21 protein-coding genes are annotated in these 19,524 nt (G+C 41.4%); 15 read left to right on the forward strand and 6 right to left on the reverse strand.

Translation table 11 applies throughout. From position 1 onward, the window contains the following. Window positions 1-3 precede the first annotated feature (3 nt). From gspF to H5125_RS09960, 9 genes are all read left to right on the forward strand, one after another. Window positions 4-1,236 carry a type II secretion system inner membrane protein GspF gene (gene gspF / locus H5125_RS09920; RefSeq protein ID WP_101087409.1) on the forward strand — a complete coding sequence of 411 codons (1,233 nt, stop codon included), beginning with the start codon at window positions 4-6 and terminating at the stop codon, window positions 1,234-1,236. Window positions 1,237-1,332: 96 nt separating this feature from the next. Further along, window positions 1,333-1,767, forward strand: a complete 435-nt coding sequence (gspG, locus tag H5125_RS09925) for a type II secretion system major pseudopilin GspG (protein ID WP_059745209.1) — start codon at window positions 1,333-1,335, stop codon at window positions 1,765-1,767. A gap of 1 nt (window position 1,768) precedes the next feature. Beyond that, entirely contained in the window at window positions 1,769-2,341 is a 573-nt protein-coding gene (gspH, locus tag H5125_RS09930; RefSeq protein ID WP_182744160.1) for a type II secretion system minor pseudopilin GspH, read from the forward strand. Window positions 2,342-2,405: 64 nt separating this feature from the next. Next, on the forward strand, window positions 2,406-2,816 hold the full coding sequence (gspI, locus tag H5125_RS09935) for a type II secretion system minor pseudopilin GspI (RefSeq protein WP_310734193.1): 411 nt from the start codon (window positions 2,406-2,408) through the stop codon (window positions 2,814-2,816). Beyond that, window positions 2,797-3,501, forward strand: coding sequence for a type II secretion system minor pseudopilin GspJ (gspJ, locus tag H5125_RS09940; RefSeq protein WP_101087407.1), 705 nt, complete (start codon window positions 2,797-2,799; stop codon window positions 3,499-3,501). The genes gspI and gspJ overlap by 20 nt, the downstream gene beginning before the upstream one ends. Then, window positions 3,501-4,487 carry a type II secretion system minor pseudopilin GspK gene (gene gspK, locus H5125_RS09945; RefSeq protein ID WP_162022014.1) on the forward strand — a complete coding sequence of 329 codons (987 nt, stop codon included), beginning with the start codon at window positions 3,501-3,503 and terminating at the stop codon, window positions 4,485-4,487. Before gspJ ends, gspK begins: the two co-directional genes overlap by 1 nt. A 51-nt stretch (window positions 4,488-4,538) precedes the next feature. Then, the gene (gene gspL, locus H5125_RS09950; protein WP_101087405.1) at window positions 4,539-5,744 is read left to right on the forward strand and encodes a type II secretion system protein GspL; all 1,206 of its coding nucleotides are present in this window, start codon (window positions 4,539-4,541) and stop codon (window positions 5,742-5,744) included. Between the two features lies 1 nt (window position 5,745). Next, window positions 5,746-6,222 (forward strand): type II secretion system protein M, encoded by a 477-nt coding sequence (locus tag H5125_RS09955; protein WP_101087404.1) that lies wholly within the window; start codon window positions 5,746-5,748, stop codon window positions 6,220-6,222. A gap of 9 nt (window positions 6,223-6,231) precedes the next feature. Next, window positions 6,232-6,993, forward strand: a complete 762-nt coding sequence (locus tag H5125_RS09960; RefSeq protein WP_101087403.1) for a type II secretion system protein N — start codon at window positions 6,232-6,234, stop codon at window positions 6,991-6,993. Between the two features lie 168 nt (window positions 6,994-7,161). Here the strand turns inward: H5125_RS09960 and yrfG are convergent, their stop codons facing one another. Next, the gene (gene yrfG, locus H5125_RS09965) at window positions 7,162-7,827 is read right to left on the reverse strand and encodes a GMP/IMP nucleotidase (protein WP_101087402.1); all 666 of its coding nucleotides are present in this window, start codon (window positions 7,825-7,827) and stop codon (window positions 7,162-7,164) included. Window positions 7,828-7,904: 77 nt separating this feature from the next. Between yrfG and nudE the strand changes: the two genes are divergently transcribed. Together nudE and cysQ are read left to right on the forward strand one after the other, a co-directional pair. Continuing rightward, window positions 7,905-8,492, forward strand: coding sequence for an ADP compounds hydrolase NudE (gene nudE, locus H5125_RS09970; RefSeq protein ID WP_162022018.1), 588 nt, complete (start codon window positions 7,905-7,907; stop codon window positions 8,490-8,492). A 116-nt stretch (window positions 8,493-8,608) separates the two neighbouring features. Continuing rightward, window positions 8,609-9,418 carry a 3'(2'),5'-bisphosphate nucleotidase CysQ gene (gene cysQ / locus H5125_RS09975; protein WP_101087400.1) on the forward strand — a complete coding sequence of 270 codons (810 nt, stop codon included), beginning with the start codon at window positions 8,609-8,611 and terminating at the stop codon, window positions 9,416-9,418. Window positions 9,419-9,720: 302 nt separating this feature from the next. Here cysQ and mnmH read toward each other — a convergent pair whose 3' ends face one another. Beyond that, window positions 9,721-10,821, reverse strand: coding sequence for a tRNA 2-selenouridine(34) synthase MnmH (mnmH, locus tag H5125_RS09980; RefSeq protein WP_182744161.1), 1,101 nt, complete (start codon window positions 10,819-10,821; stop codon window positions 9,721-9,723). Beyond that, window positions 10,821-11,876 (reverse strand): selenide, water dikinase SelD, encoded by a 1,056-nt coding sequence (gene selD, locus H5125_RS09985; protein ID WP_059745183.1) that lies wholly within the window; start codon window positions 11,874-11,876, stop codon window positions 10,821-10,823. Before selD ends, mnmH begins: the two co-directional genes overlap by 1 nt. A 196-nt stretch (window positions 11,877-12,072) precedes the next feature. Here selD and H5125_RS09990 point away from each other — a divergent pair, with 196 nt between their 5' ends. Continuing rightward, complete coding sequence (locus H5125_RS09990; RefSeq protein WP_182744162.1) at window positions 12,073-12,687, forward strand: TetR/AcrR family transcriptional regulator; 615 nt, start codon at window positions 12,073-12,075, stop codon at window positions 12,685-12,687. Next, a complete protein-coding gene (locus H5125_RS09995; RefSeq protein ID WP_182744163.1) occupies window positions 12,674-14,530 on the forward strand; it encodes an MFS transporter in 1,857 nt (618 codons plus the stop codon). Before H5125_RS09990 ends, H5125_RS09995 begins: the two co-directional genes overlap by 14 nt. 80 nt (window positions 14,531-14,610) lie before the next feature. Here H5125_RS09995 and H5125_RS10000 read toward each other — a convergent pair whose 3' ends face one another. Next, window positions 14,611-15,720 carry a fatty acid desaturase gene (locus H5125_RS10000; protein ID WP_101087396.1) on the reverse strand — a complete coding sequence of 370 codons (1,110 nt, stop codon included), beginning with the start codon at window positions 15,718-15,720 and terminating at the stop codon, window positions 14,611-14,613. 156 nt (window positions 15,721-15,876) lie between these two features. Here H5125_RS10000 and fabR point away from each other — a divergent pair, with 156 nt between their 5' ends. After that, window positions 15,877-16,494, forward strand: a complete 618-nt coding sequence (fabR, locus tag H5125_RS10005) for an HTH-type transcriptional repressor FabR (protein WP_011635616.1) — start codon at window positions 15,877-15,879, stop codon at window positions 16,492-16,494. A gap of 64 nt (window positions 16,495-16,558) precedes the next feature. Here fabR and trmA read toward each other — a convergent pair whose 3' ends face one another. Continuing rightward, window positions 16,559-17,656, reverse strand: a complete 1,098-nt coding sequence (gene trmA, locus H5125_RS10010) for a tRNA (uridine(54)-C5)-methyltransferase TrmA (RefSeq protein WP_101087395.1) — start codon at window positions 17,654-17,656, stop codon at window positions 16,559-16,561. Window positions 17,657-17,785: 129 nt separating this feature from the next. Between trmA and murI the strand changes: the two genes are divergently transcribed. Continuing rightward, complete coding sequence (gene murI, locus H5125_RS10015; RefSeq protein WP_101087394.1) at window positions 17,786-18,565, forward strand: glutamate racemase; 780 nt, start codon at window positions 17,786-17,788, stop codon at window positions 18,563-18,565. 47 nt (window positions 18,566-18,612) lie between these two features. Here murI and H5125_RS10020 read toward each other — a convergent pair whose 3' ends face one another. Further along, complete coding sequence (locus tag H5125_RS10020; RefSeq protein WP_101087393.1) at window positions 18,613-19,056, reverse strand: RNA-binding protein; 444 nt, start codon at window positions 19,054-19,056, stop codon at window positions 18,613-18,615. Window positions 19,057-19,524: the final 468 nt, after the last annotated feature.

The raw sequence follows: 19,524 nt of genomic DNA on the forward strand, positions 1-19,524 counted from the left end.
TCAATGGCGGCGTTTGAATACAAAGCCCTTGATAGTAAAGGCAAGCAACAAAAAGGTGTGATAGAAGCTGATACTGCGCGTCATGCAAGAAGCCAGCTGCGTGAGCAGCGCCTTATGCCGCTAGAACTTCAGCCTGTCAGTGAGAAAGAAGCCCGTTCACAGCGTGGCGGTTTTAATTTAGCCTCCCTATTTAAAAAGCGTATTTCTGTTGCCGAATTGGCATTGATCACGCGCCAAATAGCGACATTAGTGGCCGCAGGCTTACCCATTGAAGAAGCGTTAAAAGCGGTGGGGCAACAGTCTGAGAAAGATCGCTTAGGTAGCATGATTATGGCGGTGCGTTCTCGGGTGGTTGAAGGTTACAGCTTAGCTGACTCAATGGCCGAATTTCCGCATGTGTTTGATGACTTATACCGCGCAATGGTAGCCTCGGGTGAGAAATCAGGCCATTTAGAAGTGGTACTTAATCGACTTGCCGATTATACCGAGCGTCGTCAGCAACTCAAATCCAAGCTTACTCAAGCAATGATTTACCCTATTGTATTAACCGTGGTCGCTATTGGTGTTATTGCGGTGTTATTGGCAGCTGTGGTGCCAAAGGTTGTTGGGCAGTTTGAACACATGGGCCAAGAATTACCCGGTACAACTCAGTTCTTGATTCTCGCCTCTGATTTTGTACAACATTGGGGGGTTGTGGTCGTACTGCTTATCTTTGCTGCTATGGTGATGTTTCAGCGACTGCTGACTAATCCGATTATGCGGATGAAATATGACACAGCCCTTTTGAAAATGCCCGTTATTGGCAAAGTAAGTAAAGGGCTGAATACCGCCCGATTTGCGCGAACATTAAGTATTTTGTCAGCCAGCTCGGTACCATTACTTGATGGGATGCGTATTGCCAGCGAAGTTTTACAAAATGTTAAGGTGCGTGCTGCTGTTGATGAGGCTACGGCGCGAGTCCGTGAGGGAACTAGTTTAGGCACGGCGTTGACTAATACTAAGTTATTCCCGGCAATGATGTTGTATATGATTGCATCGGGTGAAAAAAGTGGCCAGCTAGAAAACATGCTAGAACGCGCAGCAGACAACCAAGACCGAGAGTTTGAGTCGAACGTTAATATTGCATTAGGAGTATTTGAACCAATGCTAGTCGTGAGTATGGCATCGGTTGTATTATTTATTGTAATGGCCATTTTACAGCCTATTTTAGAGTTAAATAACTTGATCAGCGGTTAGGTTTGAAGTTATGGATTTTTGTAGGGTAAGCGTAAACCAAGATTTATAGCTGATTTTACGCATGAATATATAGACAATTTTTAGAGGAAGTAATTAATGCAACATAATAATAAACAACGTGGTTTCACCTTACTCGAAGTAATGGTGGTGATTGTTATTTTAGGTATTTTAGCGTCAATGGTTGTGCCCAATTTGATGGGTAACAAGGACAAAGCCGATCAACAAAAAGCGGTATCAGATATTGTGGCGTTAGAAAATGCATTGGATATGTATAAGTTAGATAACAGTATTTACCCAACCACAGAACAAGGTCTTGATGCGTTGGTGCAAAAGCCTAACTCGTCACCAGAGCCGCGTAATTTCCGTGAAGGTGGGTATGTTAAGCGTTTACCACAAGATCCATGGCGCAGTGACTATTTACTATTAAGCCCTGGTGAAAATGGCAAAATTGACATTTTCAGCGCAGGACCAGATGGACAACCAGGTTCTGAAGACGATATCGGAAGCTGGAATTTACAAGATTTCCAATAAGATGATTCATCATCGTCAAGCCGGTTTCACTTTATTAGAGGTGTTAATTGTGGCATTGCTAATGGGTTTGGTTGCCTCTGCGGTAACCATGTCTATTAGTGTTGCTGGGCCGGAACAAATGCTCAAAAAACAGGCGCAACGTTTTATGACTGCCACTGAGATGGTGCTTGATGAAAGCGTCTTAAGCGGTCAGTTTATTGGCATTGTGATTGACGAAGATCAATATCAGTTTGTGTTTTATAAAGAAGGCAAATGGATGCCAGTTGATCAAGACCGGCTATTATCGGCCAAAAAAATGGATGCAGGTATTACCTTAGATATTGTGATCGATGGCATGCCATTAGTTCAAGAAGACGAGCAAAATGAATCTTGGTTTGATGAACCTTTTATCGACGAAGAGAGCGAAGAAGAAAAAAAGAAACATCCTGAACCGCAAATTTTATTGTTTCCCAGCGGAGAAATGACTCCCTTTGAGTTGGGTTTTAATACGATTAATGACGACCGTCAGCCAGTCAATGTGCTGGTTGTGGGTGACGCGTTAGGCCGTTTAACATTAGGGCATGTAGATGAATAAACTCACATCACATCGACGCCCTCAATACGGGAAAGTTAACCGCTCAGGTATTAACAACTTAGGTATTAGTCGCTCATGTGTTAGTCACTCTGGCGTTAAAAGCTTACGCGGTAAGAATTGTGGTATGACCTTACTTGAGGTTATCGTTGCTCTAGCTGTGTTTTCCATTGCAGCAGTATCGGTTACCAAAAGTTTGGGTGAACAAATGGCGAACATGCCCATTTTAGAAGAACGAACGTTAGCCCAATGGGTGGCCAGTAACCAAATGGTCGACGTGCGATTACCTGGTACCTTTCCTGATATAGGCCAAAAAACGGGTCAGTCAGAACTTGCTGGCCGTGAATGGTATTGGCGCCAAGAAGTGATTAAAACCACCGATGATAAATTTAGAATGATCCGTATTAGCGTCAGTGACGACGACAAATTTAAACGCGTAGTGGCTCAGGTAAGCAGTTATGTCCATAACAAAGCCTAGGTATTTCAGCGGCTTTACCTTACTCGAAATGCTTATCGCGATTGCGATTTTTGCCATGTTGGGTATCGCGGCAAACTCAGTATTGTCGACGGTAATGAAAAATGATGAAGTGACCAAAGAGTTTGCTACTCGGCTTAAGTCATTACAGCAAGGTTTTGGTGCGTTAGAACGTGATTTGGGCCAAATGGTAGCGCGTAGCCCTAGATTATTTGAAGGTGATCGTGGCAGCCGTTTTTTTCAGGCTGGCGATAATATCCTCGACTCTGAAACCGAAGCACTGGTATTTTACCGTTTGGGCTGGTTAAACCCCGATGGCATGTTACCTAGAGGCAGCCTGCAATCGGTTGCCTATGTGGTTCAAAATGGCCGTCTTGAGCGTTGGTATTATCCTTATCCTGAACCTGTATCAGGTGCTGAGCCATTAAAAAGCATGGTTATTGACCATGTGCTGTCAATTGAGTATTCGTTTTATATGGATGATAAATGGCAAAAGCAAGTTGATGGAACCGTGATGCCAAAAGGGATTGCGATGGAAATAGAATTAGAAGGTTTGGGTAAAATTCAGCGTCGTTTTTTACTGCCTAAAGGTGCACCAGCAACTAAGTCTGACAAAGACAGTGGCAACAACCGTAACGGTTCAAATAGTAAAGATGAAAATGAAACCGATGATGGGAAATCCTCATAATGGGCGGCCAAAAGCAACGCGGGGTTGCATTAATAGTAGTGATGCTAATTGTTGCTATGGTGGTGATTATTGCCACCAACATTAGTAGTCGCAATCAGCTTTCAATGCGTCGAACGCTTAATTTAGCCCAATACGACCAGGCTTATTGGTATGCCCTTTCTGCTGAAGAGCTGGCGATGAAAGTGCTCAAGCAAGATTTTGAAGATTCAGAAGGAACCGTACATTTACAACAGTATTGGGCCTTGGCCAATGTGGCTTTTCCAGCTGAATACGGTGAAATTGTCGGTGAAATACAAGATATGCGATCATGCTTTAATGTTAATGCCGTCGGTCAAGCATCGAATGAAATTGAAAATGGTCAGCCCAAAATGACCGTAGCAGCTATACAGTTTCAATCGCTGTTGATCAGTTTAGGCGTTGATGATTTTGGCGCCGAGCAATTAACGTCAACCCTTAAAGATTATATCGACGAAGATACGTTATCGGGCCCATATGGTGCTGAAGATGCCGAATATGAATCGCGTAATGTGCCATATCGTGCGGCCAATACCTTGATGCAGCATCGCAGTGAGTTACGTGCAGTGTTAGGGTTCAACCAAGATGTTTACCTGAATCTTTTACCTTATGTATGTGCAATACCTGGTGAAGACAGTCAGCTATTAAATGTAAATACCATTAAGGTTGAGCAAGCAGCTTTACTGACAGCAATGTTAGAAAATAAAATATCAGTCGGCGAAGCTGAAAATGTTATTAACAATCGTCCAGCGGATGGATATGAAAAAATTGAAGAGTTTTGGGAAGGTTCATCACTCAGTGGTATAAAGATTGAAGCAAATGTAAAGTCGAGTTTTGTGGTTGATAGTCAGTACTTTTTATTGAAGGCTGGTGCCAAAGTCGATACTGCAATATTTCGAATGGATAGTGTCCTGAAGCGTAATGGTAAAGATTTAGATGTGCTCACCCGTCAGTATGGTGGCCAACAATAATAACAAATTCATTGCGTAACAATGCGTATTGAGATCGGTGGAGAATAAACAGTGTCTGAACGGCTATTTATCCGGTTAGGAAAATCATCAGAACACCCATGTTCGTGGCTAGTATGGTCAGAACAAGAGCAAGAGATCATCGCTTCTGGTGAATTATCTGATGCCGCCAGTCTCAGCACTTTAGCTGAGCGTGCGGGTAATCGTCCTGTTGATGTACTTGTGCCTGCGGCCAACATGACATTGACACAAATTATGTTGCCCGAAAAAGGTCAACGCCAAGCATTAAAGGCGTTGCCATATATGTTAGAGGAATCATTAGCGACGAATGTAGACAATATGCATTTTGTTGTTGGGCCTCGTGAAGGTGAGCAGCTTAATGTGGCTGCTGTGGCGCATGAGCAAATGCAAATATGGCTTGAATGGCTCCATCATGCAGGCTTAAAAGTAAAACGTATCGTGCCAGATTGTTTAGCGTTGCCGTTAGAGCAATGTCGCTGGGCGGCAATGAGTGTTGGTAGTGAGTATTTAATCCGAACGTCTGAAGGTGGCGGTGTTAGCGTGCCTAAAGCATGGTCTGCATTTGCACTTCCACACCTATTAACAGCTGCAAAACCTAATGATAATGAGTCAATTAGTGTTGCAAGCTACAGTGACGATATTGTATTTGAAGGCGTGGAAATTAATAACAAGCCACTCGATTTACCGATGATGGTATTAGCAAAAGGCATTTTGAACGCCCCAATCAATTTGCTAAGTGGCATTTATAAACCTAAGCATGAATACAGTAAGCAGTTACTCACCTGGAAAAATACTGCGATTGTAGTGATGATTGCGATTGTTTTAGCCTTAGCGAATAAAGGCATCGCCATTCATCAACTGAATAACCAGACCGCAGGGCTGCAAGCTCAAAGCGAAATGATTTTTAAACAAGCTGTACCGGGTGTAAACCGTATTGTTAATATGCGCTCACAAATGGGCAGTGAATTACGCAGTATGCAAGGCCAAGGTGGCGGTGCAGTATTTTTTGAAATGCTAGATGGTTTAAAGCCAGCGTTTAGTAAGGTGCCAGAACTTAAACCGAACACTTTGCGTTACGAAGCCAATCGTAATGAGCTACGAATGCAAGTGACAGCAAAAACGTACGGCCAAATAGATACATTTAAAGAGCTTGTTAGCAAAGACTATCTTCTCGAAGGTGGTGCCATGAACAGTAGCGAAGAAAGCGTTACCAGTACGCTGACGTTAAGGAATAAATAACATGGAAAACATGCGTAGTTGGTGGCAAGGTTTAGCCATTAGAGAACAACAACTTGTTGGTTTTTGTGCTGCAGTATTGGCGATAGGCATCATTTATTGGGGCATTTGGACACCGATATCGAATGCTCAAGAAACTGCCCAACGTGATAACAGCGCAGCGCAGCAAACGTTAAATTATGTTAAACAAACCGCCAATAAAATAGCTGGTCTGAAACAAGCGGGTGCGCAAGCTAAAGTTCGTGGCAGTTTAAGTTCTTTGGTAAATCAAACAGCTGGACAATATAAGTTAGAGATCACTCGCATGCAGCCGCAAGACGATAAAATTCAGCTATGGATGGATGACGTGCCATTTGATGCGTTACTGGGTTACTTGCATGACTTAGTAGAGCAAAAGGGCTTAACGTTAGACAGCGTAGATCTAACCGAATCAGACGTTGCTGGCTTTGTAAAAGTAAGACGTATTCAGCTTTCTCAGTAAGGATTTTTTGTGAGCTTATTTTCAAAAATAGTCATTGGCGTCATTATTTACCTCGCGTTTTTATTGGTTTATTTACCGGCGAACTGGTTAGTCAGTATCGCTCCGTTACCTAATAATGTGGTTATCACAGGTGCTGAAGGTACACTTTGGCAAGGAAAGGCGGCGTTAATTACCATTGATCAACGCCAAATAGAACACGTTAGTTGGCAGTTAAGTCCATGGGGATTACTGCTTGGTAAAGCCGATATCGATTTTAATATCGGTAATCGAGCTACGGCTGTTAGTGGTAAAGGTAGTGTGAGTTGGTCGTTATCTGGGCTGACTGCCAAAAATATTCGCCTTGATTTACCTGATAGTTTTTTACTAGCGGGCGCCCGTTTACCTTTTAAAACGCAAATTGATGGCGATGTGAGCTTAATGGTTGCAGTGCTAGAGCAAGGTAAACCATGGTGTACACAATTAAACGGTAAATTATTTTTAAATAATACTAACGTTAAAAATCAATATGGCGTGTACCCTTTAGGTAACATTTCATTGGGGCTCAGTTGCCTTGATGGGCAATTACAAATTGCCACTGATGAAACCCAAAACGTATTAGGTTTAACGGGAACTGTTATTTTAGGCGAGTCAAACTTGGTTAAAGTGAGTGCTAAAATTAAACCTACCGATGCCCAACCTAAAGATTTACGTGATTCGTTATCCTTTTTAGGTCGACAAGACAGCCAAGGGTATTACCCTATTAACTATCAAGGCGTTGTGCCTGGCTTGTAAAATCGGTTGATATTTGAATAACTAATGCCTTGATATCACTATCAAGGCATTTTTATATCGGCAATAATTTATCGAATAACCTCAACAGCTACCTTATTAACTATGTTCAGACATCAACCGCTATTTAACGATCAATCACTACTTGAATCGTTTATATAGTGATATTGCTTATACCGATTGAAGTGCCAATGATAGTGGGTGGTAATCTGTAATCGCTGGGAAGTCGGTAAATTCAATATGAGGCTTTTGGCTATCGGGGTTTTTAATCCCGAGTTGATAACCTATGCCAGCCTTTTTCGATGCCGCTAATATCACTTCGCTGTCATCAATAAATAAACACCGTGACGGATCTAAGTTGAACTTAGTCAGTGCATACTGCCAAAATTGCGGATGTTCTTTGGGATAACCGCTTTCATGGCTCGATAACATTTCATCTAAACCATGGCCTAAATTGGTATGAGTTAACTTAAGCGCTAAGCTTTGTGGGTGAGCATTAGTAAACAAAATGCGTTGTTTACTTGCCCCTGCTAATGCCTGTAAAAAAGGCATGCTGTCTTGGCGAAGTTTAATTCTATCAGCCGATGCATGGTGTAATGCCAAAATATCGAGTTGTAAATAGCGTTGCCAGTAATCAAGACTATACCAATCTAAGGTGCCAACGACATCATAGTAAGCTTGTTTAACGAGTGTATTGGCTTCATCCAAACTTATTTGACGCTGCATGCTTAATTGTTGTGGCACTAAATGTAACCAAAAGTGGTTATCAAAATGCAGATCAAGCAAGGTACCATCCATGTCGAGCAGCACTGTATCTATTTTATACCAAGGAAACATGTAAATTCCGGTTGTAGAATATACCCATAATAGTAAGATTGTACCCTGTATATATTAATTCGTCACACGAGGCTTCAATGACACAGCGGCATAAAAAGCCGGAAATCCTGCATACCGAAATTGTTGCCAAAAGCAGACTGTTTCAAATCGAGCAGGTACACCTTAAGTTTTCTAATGGCGTAGAGCGTCAATATGAAAGAATGAAGGGCGGTAGCAGAGGTGCGGTGATGATAGTGCCTATTCATCAAGGTAATCTATTATTAGCGAGTGAATACGCCGCCGGCACTGATAATTATGAACTCGGTTTTCCGAAAGGGTTGATAGATCCAGGCGAAACGGCAGTTGAAGCCGCTAATCGAGAGCTCCAAGAAGAAATTGGTTTTGGCAGTTATCAATTGACCTATCTAAAAGAGCTATCGCTTGCGCCAGGCTACTTTTCCAGCAAAATGCATATTTTTGTTGCTGAAAAACTGTACCCTAGCCGTTTAGAAGGGGATGAGCCTGAACCAATAGACGTGATCCCTTGGCCATTATCTGATTGGCAGTTATTACTCGAGAATGTTGATTTTTCAGAATCTCGTAGTGTTAGTGCGCTTTTTTTAACTCAGCAATATCTCAATACACCAACAGATAATCTTACACGTGAAGTCAACGCCGTAAAATAGGTTATTCACAAGTCGTATTGAGTTAGTCATTGAACAGCAACATCGAATAGGCAATAGCCTTATTTATTGATGTCCTTGTGAGGTCATCCTTATCGAATCCAGCAATTGGAGTAATAATGAAGCCAGAAGATGTAATTGAGCAAGTTATAGACATCGCAACGGAAGCTGGGCAAAAAATTCGTGATATTTACCTTAAAGGTAACTTCAAACGCGAAATTAAGTCCGACAATACCCCTGTCACGTCTGCCGATTTAGCCGCGCACGATATTATTTGCCGTCAGTTAGCTGAACTCACGCCCGACATTCCTATTTTAAGTGAGGAAGCTGCAGATATTCCACTAAGTGTGCGTGAAACATGGAAACGCTATTGGCTAGTCGATCCATTAGATGGCACGGGTGAGTTTATTGCTGGCAGTGGTGATTTTTCAGTGATCATTGCTTTAGTTGAACATAACCGTCCTATCATGGGAGTGGTTTATGTGCCGATGACTAAGGTGTGTTATTACGCAATAGCCGGGCTAGGTGCTTATAAGCGTGATGGTAAGAACGAGATACGTATCACCAGTAAACAATTAACCGGTGATGAACCAGAGCATTTACGTTTAGCCGTTAGTCGTCGTCAAGATCCGCAATCGGTTTTAAAGTTACTCAATAAACCCAATCATTGTGAGTTAGTGGTGATGGGTGGTGCAGCATTAAAAAGTTGTTTGGTGGCCGAGGGACGTGCTGATTGCTATGTCCGTTTAGGACCCACTGGTGAATGGGATACTGGTGCTGCGCAGATTATTATTGAAGAAGCAGGTGGTGCACTGATTGATATTAATTTACAGCCTATGACCTACAATGAGCGTGAAACACTCGAAAACCCAAATTTTATTGTGGTAGGTAGTGCTAACCTCCCGTGGGATATATTGTTAACTAATTAATTTGTTTATATTTTAATAGACATAAATTAATATTTTGAATGTGTTGCTTTTTCGAACAGAGATTAATTTATTAATCATATGATGGCAACGGCATGAGTAACGATATGGCAACAGTAGCCACTAGAAACCATCAACACTATATCGTGCATCGTGGTTAAATAACGATGGCAGTGTGCAGTTTTATCCGTTAATAACAGTGAGTCTTGAACTACTGTGACCAGATTTATGTTGATTTCAATACTGAATTTGGTGAGATACACATAAAAATGCCCTCATCATGAGGGCATTTTTGCTTATATAACTTATGACTTATGACTATCTAACCATTGATGTATCGCTTTTCTGTCGCCTTGAAAGATAACTCTGTCCTGTTTCTTTTCAAGTTGATACATATACATCGGGTCATAATAAATATCGAGTAACAGGCTTATCCAGTCTAAATGCTTACTGGTATCATTTTGGCTTTGTTGTACGTTAAGCGCATTATCAACCAAGTCTTGCAATTCTTGATGTTGCTTACCGCCTAAGCGTTTACGAATGCCCAATAAACTTTGAGTCAAATATGCTTTAAATGCATCGAAACCCGCTTGCTCACCTAATCCAGATACATAATCAGCCAGTTTTTGCTCAACATAGTCATTTAATAAACGCGGTAAACGCGCGTCTAATGGCTCGTCGAGTACGATAATATCAGCTTGTTGCATGGCGCTGTAAAAATGCTTTGGCAGGGCTGAACGACCAATTAGCATACTTTCATCTTCTAACAGCAAATGGTTATGTTGCTGTTGTTGATGCTGCAGCAATGCCACGGCTAAATTATTTTCGAAGTTGATTTGACTGGGTTGCGGATCGATATTTTTGCCAAAGCTCGACCCTTTATGGTTGGCAAGGCCTTCAAGGTCGACTGATTCATTCCGTTGATGGATAACTTCCGTTTTACCACTACCTGTTATGCCACTTAAAATTAGCACTTTAGATTGGCTTGGCGCTTGCTCGATAGTATTAATTAAAAAACTACGTATGGCTTTATAACCCCCTTCAATATAAGGGATGTTCATGCCTGATTCTTTAATCCATTGCTGTGATAGCTTTGAGCGCAAACCGCCACGAAAACAATATAAATAGCTGTCAGGATGTTGTGACAATTGAGCAAGCCAAGCATCTATACGTTGCTGTTTAATTTTACCTTTCACCAGCTCATGACCTAATGCTATAGCAGCCTCTTGGCCACGTCTTTTATAGCATGTGCCCACTTTTTCGCGTTCACCATCTTGCATTAATGGTAAATTAATCGAGTGGCCAAAAGCACCTTTAATGAATTCGATAGGCGCTCTTACGTCAATTAATGGACGGTTTTCTAATAGAAGTCTGCCATATTCTGAGCTGGGGATGACCTCGCTCATTAGTTTAATTCCACAAGGATATCGTGTCCGTCAGCGCGTGGCTCATAAGTATTGAGCATACCGATACAAATAGCGTCAATTCCATTGGCTTCTAATAGTGTTTTAAGTTCCTGTTCAGCCTCTGCACTCACGGCAACTAATAGTCCTCCACTGGTTTGTGGATCGCAAATAATCGCTTTCTGGTCATCTGTTAATGGCGGCAAATGTTCGCTATAACTGTCAAAATTGCGATGGGTACCGCCTGGAATACAACCTTGAGCGAGGTAATCACTGACTTTAGGGAGTAAAGGGACTTGGGATAAAACGATATTAGCTTTAAGTTGTGCACCTTGGCAGACTTCAATTAAGTGACCCGCTAGTCCAAATCCTGTGACGTCCGTTAATGCATTAACCCCAGTAATTTTAGCGATATCAATACCTATCGTGTTGAGCTGACACATCGCATTTGGGGCAATTTGACTGTCTTCATCACGCAGCTTTTTCTGTTTCTGTGCTGTAGTCAGAATGCCAATACCAATTGGTTTGGTGAGATATAGACGATCATTCGCTTTGGCAGTGTTGTTCTGTTTTACTCGCTCAAGCGGGATTTGCCCTGTAACCGCTAAACCAAAAATAGGTTCAGGAGCATCAATACTGTGACCTCCAGCCAACATAATACCTGCATCGGCACAAGCTTGGCGTCCGCCATCAACCACTTGCTGTGCCACTTCTGGTGGCAATACATTAACCGGCCAGCCTAAAATGGCAATAGCCATAATTGGCGTGCCGCCCATGGCATAAATATCGCTGATGGCATTGGTTGCGGCAATTCTTCCAAAGGTAAATGGATCATCTACAATGGGCATAAAAAAGTCGGTGGTACTGATAATGCCGGTTTGCTCATTGAGTTTATAAACTGCAGCATCGTCACGGGTTTGATTACCGACTAATAAATTGGGGTCAGTAAATACTGGAAGTTGTGACGCAAGAATGGTGCTTAAGACTTTAGGAGAGATCTTACAGCCGCAGCCTGCGCCATGGCTATATTCGGTTAGTTTTATATCGGTATGAGGCATGGTTATGTTTCTGTCGCTGGCTTATTGATGAGCAATTATAATGTTTCTCAAGGATTATTTCTTGGTTATTCGCGGTTTATCAAACCTAGTCGTGTATTTTTAATTAAAAAAATAATTATTATGAACGTTGTTTTTTATTTTGTTTGCTGTTAATTTATCAACTTAATAAGGTGCATATCATTTTTAGGTTGGTATTGTGGCGAGACGAAAAGAGCATACGCATGAGCAGATCCGCCATATGGCTATTAGTGCTGTGGTTGAGCATTTACAATGCCATGGTGTCGATAACCTAAGTTTGCGAAAAGTTGCAACCACCATTGGTTACGTGCCAAGCACGTTAATCAATATTTTTGGTAGTTACCAATATTTATTACTCGCGGTATCTGAACAAACATTGTTACAGCTAGCTGCGCAGTTACAGTTAATTAAACCGACCACCCCAACAAAAACCATTGAGCAAATGGCAATCGTTTATAGTCAGTTTGCTTTAGCTAATCGACGCTGTTTCCGATTGGTATTTGAATTAACAATGACAGATGACCAGCCTTTACCTGCAGCTCACCTCGGGTTGATTAAGTCATTATTTTCTGATGTTGAGTCCCAACTAAGTCAATACTTTCCTTCTGCATGTGAGCAAGAGGTGGAAATGATGAGCCGCGTACTTTGGGGGGGAATACATGGGTTAACGTGTTTGTCATTGGATGGAAAACTATTTGAGACACAATCCTGTTTACAAGACATGTTGACGAGTCATGTAAACAGTTATATTGATGGAATGAGCATAAAAAGGAATTCAAATGCTGCTAACTAAACGATTTTTTCCCTATTTTGCGACCTTATGCCTAGGGGCGCTTAATGACAATTTTTATAAAAATGTGTTGCTCTTGCTGGTAACGTACAGTCAATTAAATGCATTACCGATTGATGTTAACTTGTTTGTTAATTTGGCCGCTGGCGTATTCATTTTACCTTTTTTCTTGTTTTCTGCTCATGCTGGTATCGTGGCTGACAATATGAATAAGGCAAAATTGATTCGACGGTTAAAGTTGTTAGAGCTGATTATCATGTCAACAGCGGCTATCGCGATTATCAGTCAGAGTTATATGGTGATGTTGCTGCTGCTATTTTTAACCGGCAGCCAGTCTGCATACTTTGGTCCAGTAAAATACTCATTATTACCTCAAGCCCTAAGCGAAGCAGAGTTAGTAAAAGGTAATGCTCTGGTTGAAATGGGCACTTTTTTGTCGATTCTTGTCGGTACCCTAAGCGCCGGTTTGGTGGTGTCTAATGAAAATGGTTTAACGTGGGCTGCAATCATTGTCTGTTTGTTGGCTATTTGTGGTTATCTTGCCAGCCGTGCGATTCCTTCACTGCCTGCCCAAGGTGATTTAAACCCTAGTAAATTTTCGTTATTTTCTGGCACTTGGCGTTGTATTAATAAAGCGCGACAAACCAAGACTATTTGGATGGCCATTCTCGCCATTAGCTGGTTTTGGTTCTTGGGTGCCACTTATTTAACTCAATTCCCTAACTTTGCCAAGCTGCACTTACATGCCGATGCCACCGTCGTGTCATTGTTACTGGCGCTATTTTCTGTCGGTATTGCCGTTGGGTCATACGTGTGTGAGCGTTTTTCGTTTGGGCATGTTGAGTTAGGCTTATTACCCTTTGGGGTCTTGGGCTTAAGCGTATTTAGTTTTGACATGATAGCGGCTATTCCGCTAGAGCTTGTTGAGCCAGGTTTTGTGTATAGCTTCGAGTCATTTATCGCTAACGCGCAGCATTATCGTGTGATGATCGATTTGTTTCTTGTCGGCCTAAGTGGCGGGATATTCATTGTGCCTCTGTATGCGTTTATTCAAACTCGTGCAGAAAAACAAGAATGTGCTCAAGCTATTGCGGCGAATAACATCATTAATGCCTTCTTTATGGTGGGCTCTGCAGTATTATCGATAGTCTTACTGGGTGTATTTCAATGGAGTATCCCTGAATTATTTATGCTTGTCGGGGTGCTTAATTTGGTTGTGCTGTTATATGTCTACTCACAAGTGCCAGAGTTTACTCAACGCTTTATCAGTTATTTGCTGAGCCATGTTATGTATCGGGTGAATGTACATGGTAGAGAACATATTCCGGCACAAGGGGCAGGAATTATTGTCAGTAATCATGTGAGTTACGTTGATGCGTTAGTCATTATGGGCGCGTCGACTCGACCTATTCGGTTTGTAATGGATAAGTCGATTAGCGAAATTCCATTATTAAAGTATTTGTTTCGGCACGCTGGTGTTATCCCAATCTGTTCACCTAAAAAGTGTGAGTCGACATATCTAAATGCATTCGAACAGATACACCAAGCATTAGCTAACGATGAGTTAGTGTGTATTTTTCCGGAAGGAAAGTTAACCCCAGACGGTGAAATTGGTGAGTTTAGACCTGGCATTGATAAAATTTTACAACGGGATCCTGTAACAGTAATACCGTTAGCGTTAACAGGGTTGTGGGGATCTTACTTTAGCCATAAAGGCGGGCATGCACTGACCACTTTGCCTAAACGTTTCTGGTCTAAAGTATCGGTGAGTATTGCACCTTCAGTTGACGGAGCTACGACCAATTGCAAAGCGTTACAGCAGCAGGTGACTCAGCAATTTAATTAGCACATGATGTACTAGTGAAGCTGATCAAAACAAAAAAGGTCACGCGTGGGCGTGACCTTTTAAATGATTAAGCATTAGCTTTACTGTGCGTAGGCAGCTGTTAGGCTTTTCCAATTTCGTTGTTGTTCAAGAAACTGATTACGTAATAATTGCACTTGTTGCTTCAGATTGTGATCTGTAAGTTGCTTACGCTTCGCCTCTAACAAACTCTTTTTAGCTTGATAATAGTCAACTAAGTGTTGCTTCATCAGCTCATACTCTGCTTGAAACTTTTCTATAATTTCATCGCAGTTAGGTAAGTGAGCAACCTGATTCTGAGCTTGTAAAAGTTGCATCTGCAAACGTGCACTTTCAATACGTTCTTGTGGCACTTTACGTAAGTCACTCGCTAAACCAAACCAGTTCATCAGTTTGATTAACCATTTGGTTGGATCGTAATCCCACCATTTTATGCCATTGCGATAATCGTTTTCAAAAATATGATGGAAGTTGTGATAGCCCTCACCGTATGTAAGTAACGCTAAAAATGCATTATCTCGGGCTGAGTTTTTATCTGTGTACGGTTGTTTACCCCAAATATGGGCTAATGAGTTAATAAAGAAAGTACAGTGATGCACTACCACTAAGCGTAATAAACCTGCCATAAGTACCATTGATAAAATATCGCCATTTAGCCAGCCTATAAATGCCGGTAAACCAATATTCATTAAGATCACTAAGGCTAAGTAGTGCTTGTGCTGCCACATAACGATACGATCGTTTTGTAAGTCGCGCACGTTGTTGTAGTCACTGTAACGACTCGCTTGATACTCGCGCAGCATCCAACCTATGTGGCTGTACCAAAATCCCATTTGAGCTGAGTACGGGTCTTTATCATTATTATCAACATGTTTGTGATGAATGCGGTGATCACTACACCAATGTAATGCGCTATTCTGTAGCGCCAATGCCCCGCCTAGTGCGTATAAAAAACGAACTGAAGAGTGAGCTTTATAGGCTTTGTGTGACCATAATCTGTGGTAACCCGCAGTAATCGATAGACCACTTGCGTAAGCGAAAACAACAAATGCAATCCATTCAATGCCATCAAAGCCATGGGTAAAACCACGCCAAGGGATTAATACCACCGCGCCGATAAAAGTAATGGCAAATAACAAGGTATTAAGCCAAATGATTGGAGGTTTTTTCATTTAGTAGGGTTCCAATAATAGGTTTAAATAAGTTGAGCGTACAATTGTACGCTAATTTTACTTAGGGAACTAGTCATGGTCAACTTTAACAGTGCTGTGTTTCTGTTTTAAAAACGGTATTATCGGTGAATTAATATTGACTGAATGGATTAGTAAATGGGTGTTAGAGCACAACAAAAGGAAAAAACCCGCCGTGCATTAGTGGATGCTGCATTTAATCAACTCAGTGCTGAACGCAGTTTTTCCAGTCTAAGCTTACGTGAAGTTGCTCGTGAAGCTGGTATTGCACCCACATCATTCTATCGCCATTTTAAAGACATGAACGAACTTGGCTTGACCATGGTCGATGAAGGTGGATTAACCTTACGTCAAATGATGCGTAAAGGTCGTCAACGTGCAGAAGCCGGTGGGAGTGTGATCCGTATTTCTGTCGACACGTTTATGGAAGTATTGGAGTCAAACCCGAACGTATTTCGAATACTACTTCACGAACGTTCAGGTACCTCTGCGGCATTTAGAGCCGCAGTTGAGCGCGAAATTGAACATTTTATTTCTGAACTTGCTCATTACACCGAGGCCCAGGCAAACCGCACTCCTGTGTTAGCGCGTGCTCAAGCTGAAGCATTAGTTATTTTAGTCTTTAATGCCGGAGCATCAGCGTTGGATTCCAAGCGTAGTGAGCGTAAGTCATTAGCCGATCAGCTAGTACTACAACTGCGTATGGTGGCTACAGGCGCTGAAGCGTTACAGCATAAAATTGACAACCGTGCTTAATTTATTGCGATTATAACCAAACAGGGCGCTAATTATTAGCGCCCTGTTTGTTCGTTAAGCTGTATTACTTACGTTCTAGTAATACTCCTGATTCCATATGATCGGTATATGGGAATTGGTCAAATAGCGCAAAGCGAGTTATTTTATGTGTTTGACCTAAGGTTAACAAATTGTCATTCAGTGTTTCTGGATTACATGAAATATACAAAATCCGCTCGTAACCTTGGATAAGCTTTAATGTTTCAGGATCAATGCCTGCACGAGGCGGGTCAACAAAAATAGTATTGCAATCGTAACTGTCTAAGTCGATGCCTTCTAAACGTCTAAATTGACGCTTTTTCGCCATGGCATCACTAAAGTCTTCAGCAGACATGCGAATAATTTGAACATTATCAACGTGATTAATATCGATGTTGTATTGCGCAGCATCAACTGAAGGCTTGGCTAGCTCTGTTGCTAATACACGATTGAAATTTTGTGCCAATGCAATCGTAAAATTACCATTACCACAGTACAACTCTAGTAAATCACCCTGACTGTTTTTAGTTGCATCAATAGCCCACTCCAGCATTTTTACAGAGACTTTCGCATTAGGCTGAGTAAAACTGTTTTCAATTTGCTTGTAATGCAATACCTGTTCATTAACCGTTAAGGTCTCAACAACGAAATCTTTGTCTAAATCGATTTTTTGCTTACGCGCACGACCTATAATGTTGACATTGAATTGAGCAGATAACTTTGCTTTTAATAGAGTCGCGTGTTCACGCCACTCTTCATCGAGCTGGCGGTGGTACAACAAAGACACTAAAATTTCGCCGCTTAATGTCGACAAGAAATCTACTTGAAACAATCGATAACGCAATGCAGGATTAGGTGTTAACTCTGCTATTAATGCGGCCATCATTTGATTAATGATCAAACCAGCGGGTAAATATTGATCGCAACGCACTTTTGCATTCAGTGCTTTATCAAACATGTAGTAATATAAGTCATCATCTTGATGCCACATTCTAAATTCAGCACGCATACGATAATGCATAGGCTCAGAAGCAAAGACTTCAAGCGCCGGTGGATTGAAATCGGCAAAGGCCTGTTCTAGCTTGATGCGCTTTCGTTGTAATTGTGCATCGTAGTTTTTAGGATCCATTGCAGCTAAATTCATATCGTCCACCTAATACTGTAAAAAAGGGCGCAAATATTATACTAAATGACGCTGATGTCTAGTATTACGCACCTAAGTATAAAGTGGCCCGACGATTAATGCTGAACATATACATATTTGGAGCCCATATTGTCTGGACCTATTTTAGTGTTTGATTCTGGTATCGGCGGATTGTCGGTAATGAACCAAATTAGAAAACAGTTACCACAACATGATTATTGTTACTTATTTGACAATGCACGCCTACCCTATGGCAACTTATCAGAGCAAGAGTTAATAACTGGATGTGTTGCACTTATTACTCATCATGCACGACGTTTGAACGCCAGTATTGTGGTGGTTGCCTGTAATACCGCCAGTACTTTGGTATTGCCTCTATTACGCCAGCAATTAACCATTCCTATCGTGGGAGTTGTTCCTGCTATTAAACCTGCCGCCATGTTATCGAAGAAAAAGCACATTGGTTTATTGGCTACGCCTGGGACAGTGAAACGAGATTACACTCAAGCATTAATCAATCAGTTTGCAGGAAACTGTAAGGTTGAATTATTTGGGACTTCAGATTTAGTGTTACTTGCTGAGCAGTATGTAGCTCAACAGCCAATCGATATGGATAAGCTAAACGATATCTTAGCACCCATAGCGGCAACTAATATTGATGTACTGGTGCTGGGCTGTACTCATTTCCCAATGATAGCGACAGAAATAAGTCATTATCTTGGCGAAGGAGTAACACTATTAGATTCAGGGGAGGCGGTAGCAAAACGGGTAAGGTTTTTACTGAGTAAAGAAAGTAATGGCAATAAGCAATTACAAGCATGTTATACCAAAGATATTAGCCAAGGGCTTAAAGCAACATTAGTCGATTATGGTTTTAGTGATTTTTCGCTGGTAACCATAACCGACTAACAACACTATTAATTTACTATAGTGCTAAGAACCTAGTTCAATAACGATTAGCTATTTTCCGAATCAGATTCTTGTGATTTGGCTTCTCTTACCTTTAACGTGCGCTCTTGAAAGCTATAGTCGTTTAATTTCGACATTGCTTTTTGTGCGCCCGCTTCAGACATCTCAACAAATCCAAATCCTTTGCGACGTCCAGTTTTACGGTCTCGTACTAAACGAACTGAGTTAACAGGCCCGTACTCACCAAACAATGCCTTTACTTCTCCCTCATGAACACGATAAGGCAAGTTGCCAACATATAGTGTCATTGTAGGACCAACATAAGGTTCGTCAGAAGAGCTTGAACCACTTGTTGGTATAAAGGTGAAAATTAACGTCGCAACGACTACACCAGCAATAAACGCTACCGAAGATGATGTGCCGCCAAACTGAGAAAAAACAAAAGCGCCAAGAAGCGCCGCAATCAAAACAATCACGAATGATTTCTGCATAAAATAATCTCTAATGAATATAAAAATGATAAATAACTGTTAAATACTATTACATACTAATTAAAAATTACCAGATAAACCAGACCACTGTTGAAAAATTGAGCTCAAAAGCGACTTAAATATCAAAAACAAGTAATTTACTAATTAGCCAAAGGTGGTTCTTTAATCAAAAAAGCTAAAAAAAGAACGATCTGCATAAAAGTTCAACGCTCGAAACATATCTTGAATAAAAGCGCTTGCACTAAATCTTAAGCTGCCTATAATGCGCATCCACTGACACGGCATACAGCGAAAGCGAAAACCGGTTAGCGTTATTAACAACTACTTAGTAGTGTTGATAACCGGCGAAAAGAAGTTTGAAAAAACACTTGACGCAATAAAGGGAATGCGTAGAATACGCAGCCCAAGCCAACGACCTAGCGTCTGACGGCGATGTCTGAAAAATCGACATCAAGCTCTTTAACAATT

The organism is Shewanella sp. SR44-4 (assembly GCF_014163715.1).
Classification (GTDB): Bacteria; Pseudomonadota; Gammaproteobacteria; order Enterobacterales; family Shewanellaceae; genus Shewanella.

Excerpts from the sequence above, each read along its gene's own strand:
- gspF (WP_101087409.1), top strand. The coding sequence starts at position 4 with ATGGCGGCGTTTGAATACAAAGCCCTTGATAGTAAAGGCAAGCAACAA.
- gspG (WP_059745209.1), top strand. The coding sequence starts at position 1,333 with ATGCAACATAATAATAAACAACGTGGTTTCACCTTACTCGAAGTAATG.
- gspH (WP_182744160.1), top strand. The coding sequence starts at position 1,769 with ATGATTCATCATCGTCAAGCCGGTTTCACTTTATTAGAGGTGTTAATT.
- gspJ (WP_101087407.1), top strand. The coding sequence starts at position 2,797 with ATGTCCATAACAAAGCCTAGGTATTTCAGCGGCTTTACCTTACTCGAA.
- gspK (WP_162022014.1), top strand. The coding sequence starts at position 3,501 with ATGGGCGGCCAAAAGCAACGCGGGGTTGCATTAATAGTAGTGATGCTA.
- H5125_RS09955 (WP_101087404.1), top strand. The coding sequence starts at position 5,746 with ATGGAAAACATGCGTAGTTGGTGGCAAGGTTTAGCCATTAGAGAACAA.
- yrfG (WP_101087402.1), bottom strand. The coding sequence starts at position 7,827 with ATGTTTCCTTGGTATAAAATAGATACAGTGCTGCTCGACATGGATGGT.
- nudE (WP_162022018.1), top strand. The coding sequence starts at position 7,905 with ATGACACAGCGGCATAAAAAGCCGGAAATCCTGCATACCGAAATTGTT.
- cysQ (WP_101087400.1), top strand. The coding sequence starts at position 8,609 with ATGAAGCCAGAAGATGTAATTGAGCAAGTTATAGACATCGCAACGGAA.
- mnmH (WP_182744161.1), bottom strand. The coding sequence starts at position 10,821 with ATGAGCGAGGTCATCCCCAGCTCAGAATATGGCAGACTTCTATTAGAA.
- selD (WP_059745183.1), bottom strand. The coding sequence starts at position 11,876 with ATGCCTCATACCGATATAAAACTAACCGAATATAGCCATGGCGCAGGC.
- H5125_RS09995 (WP_182744163.1), top strand. The coding sequence starts at position 12,674 with ATGCTGCTAACTAAACGATTTTTTCCCTATTTTGCGACCTTATGCCTA.
- H5125_RS10000 (WP_101087396.1), bottom strand. The coding sequence starts at position 15,720 with ATGAAAAAACCTCCAATCATTTGGCTTAATACCTTGTTATTTGCCATT.
- fabR (WP_011635616.1), top strand. The coding sequence starts at position 15,877 with ATGGGTGTTAGAGCACAACAAAAGGAAAAAACCCGCCGTGCATTAGTG.
- trmA (WP_101087395.1), bottom strand. The coding sequence starts at position 17,656 with ATGAATTTAGCTGCAATGGATCCTAAAAACTACGATGCACAATTACAA.
- H5125_RS10020 (WP_101087393.1), bottom strand. The coding sequence starts at position 19,056 with ATGCAGAAATCATTCGTGATTGTTTTGATTGCGGCGCTTCTTGGCGCT.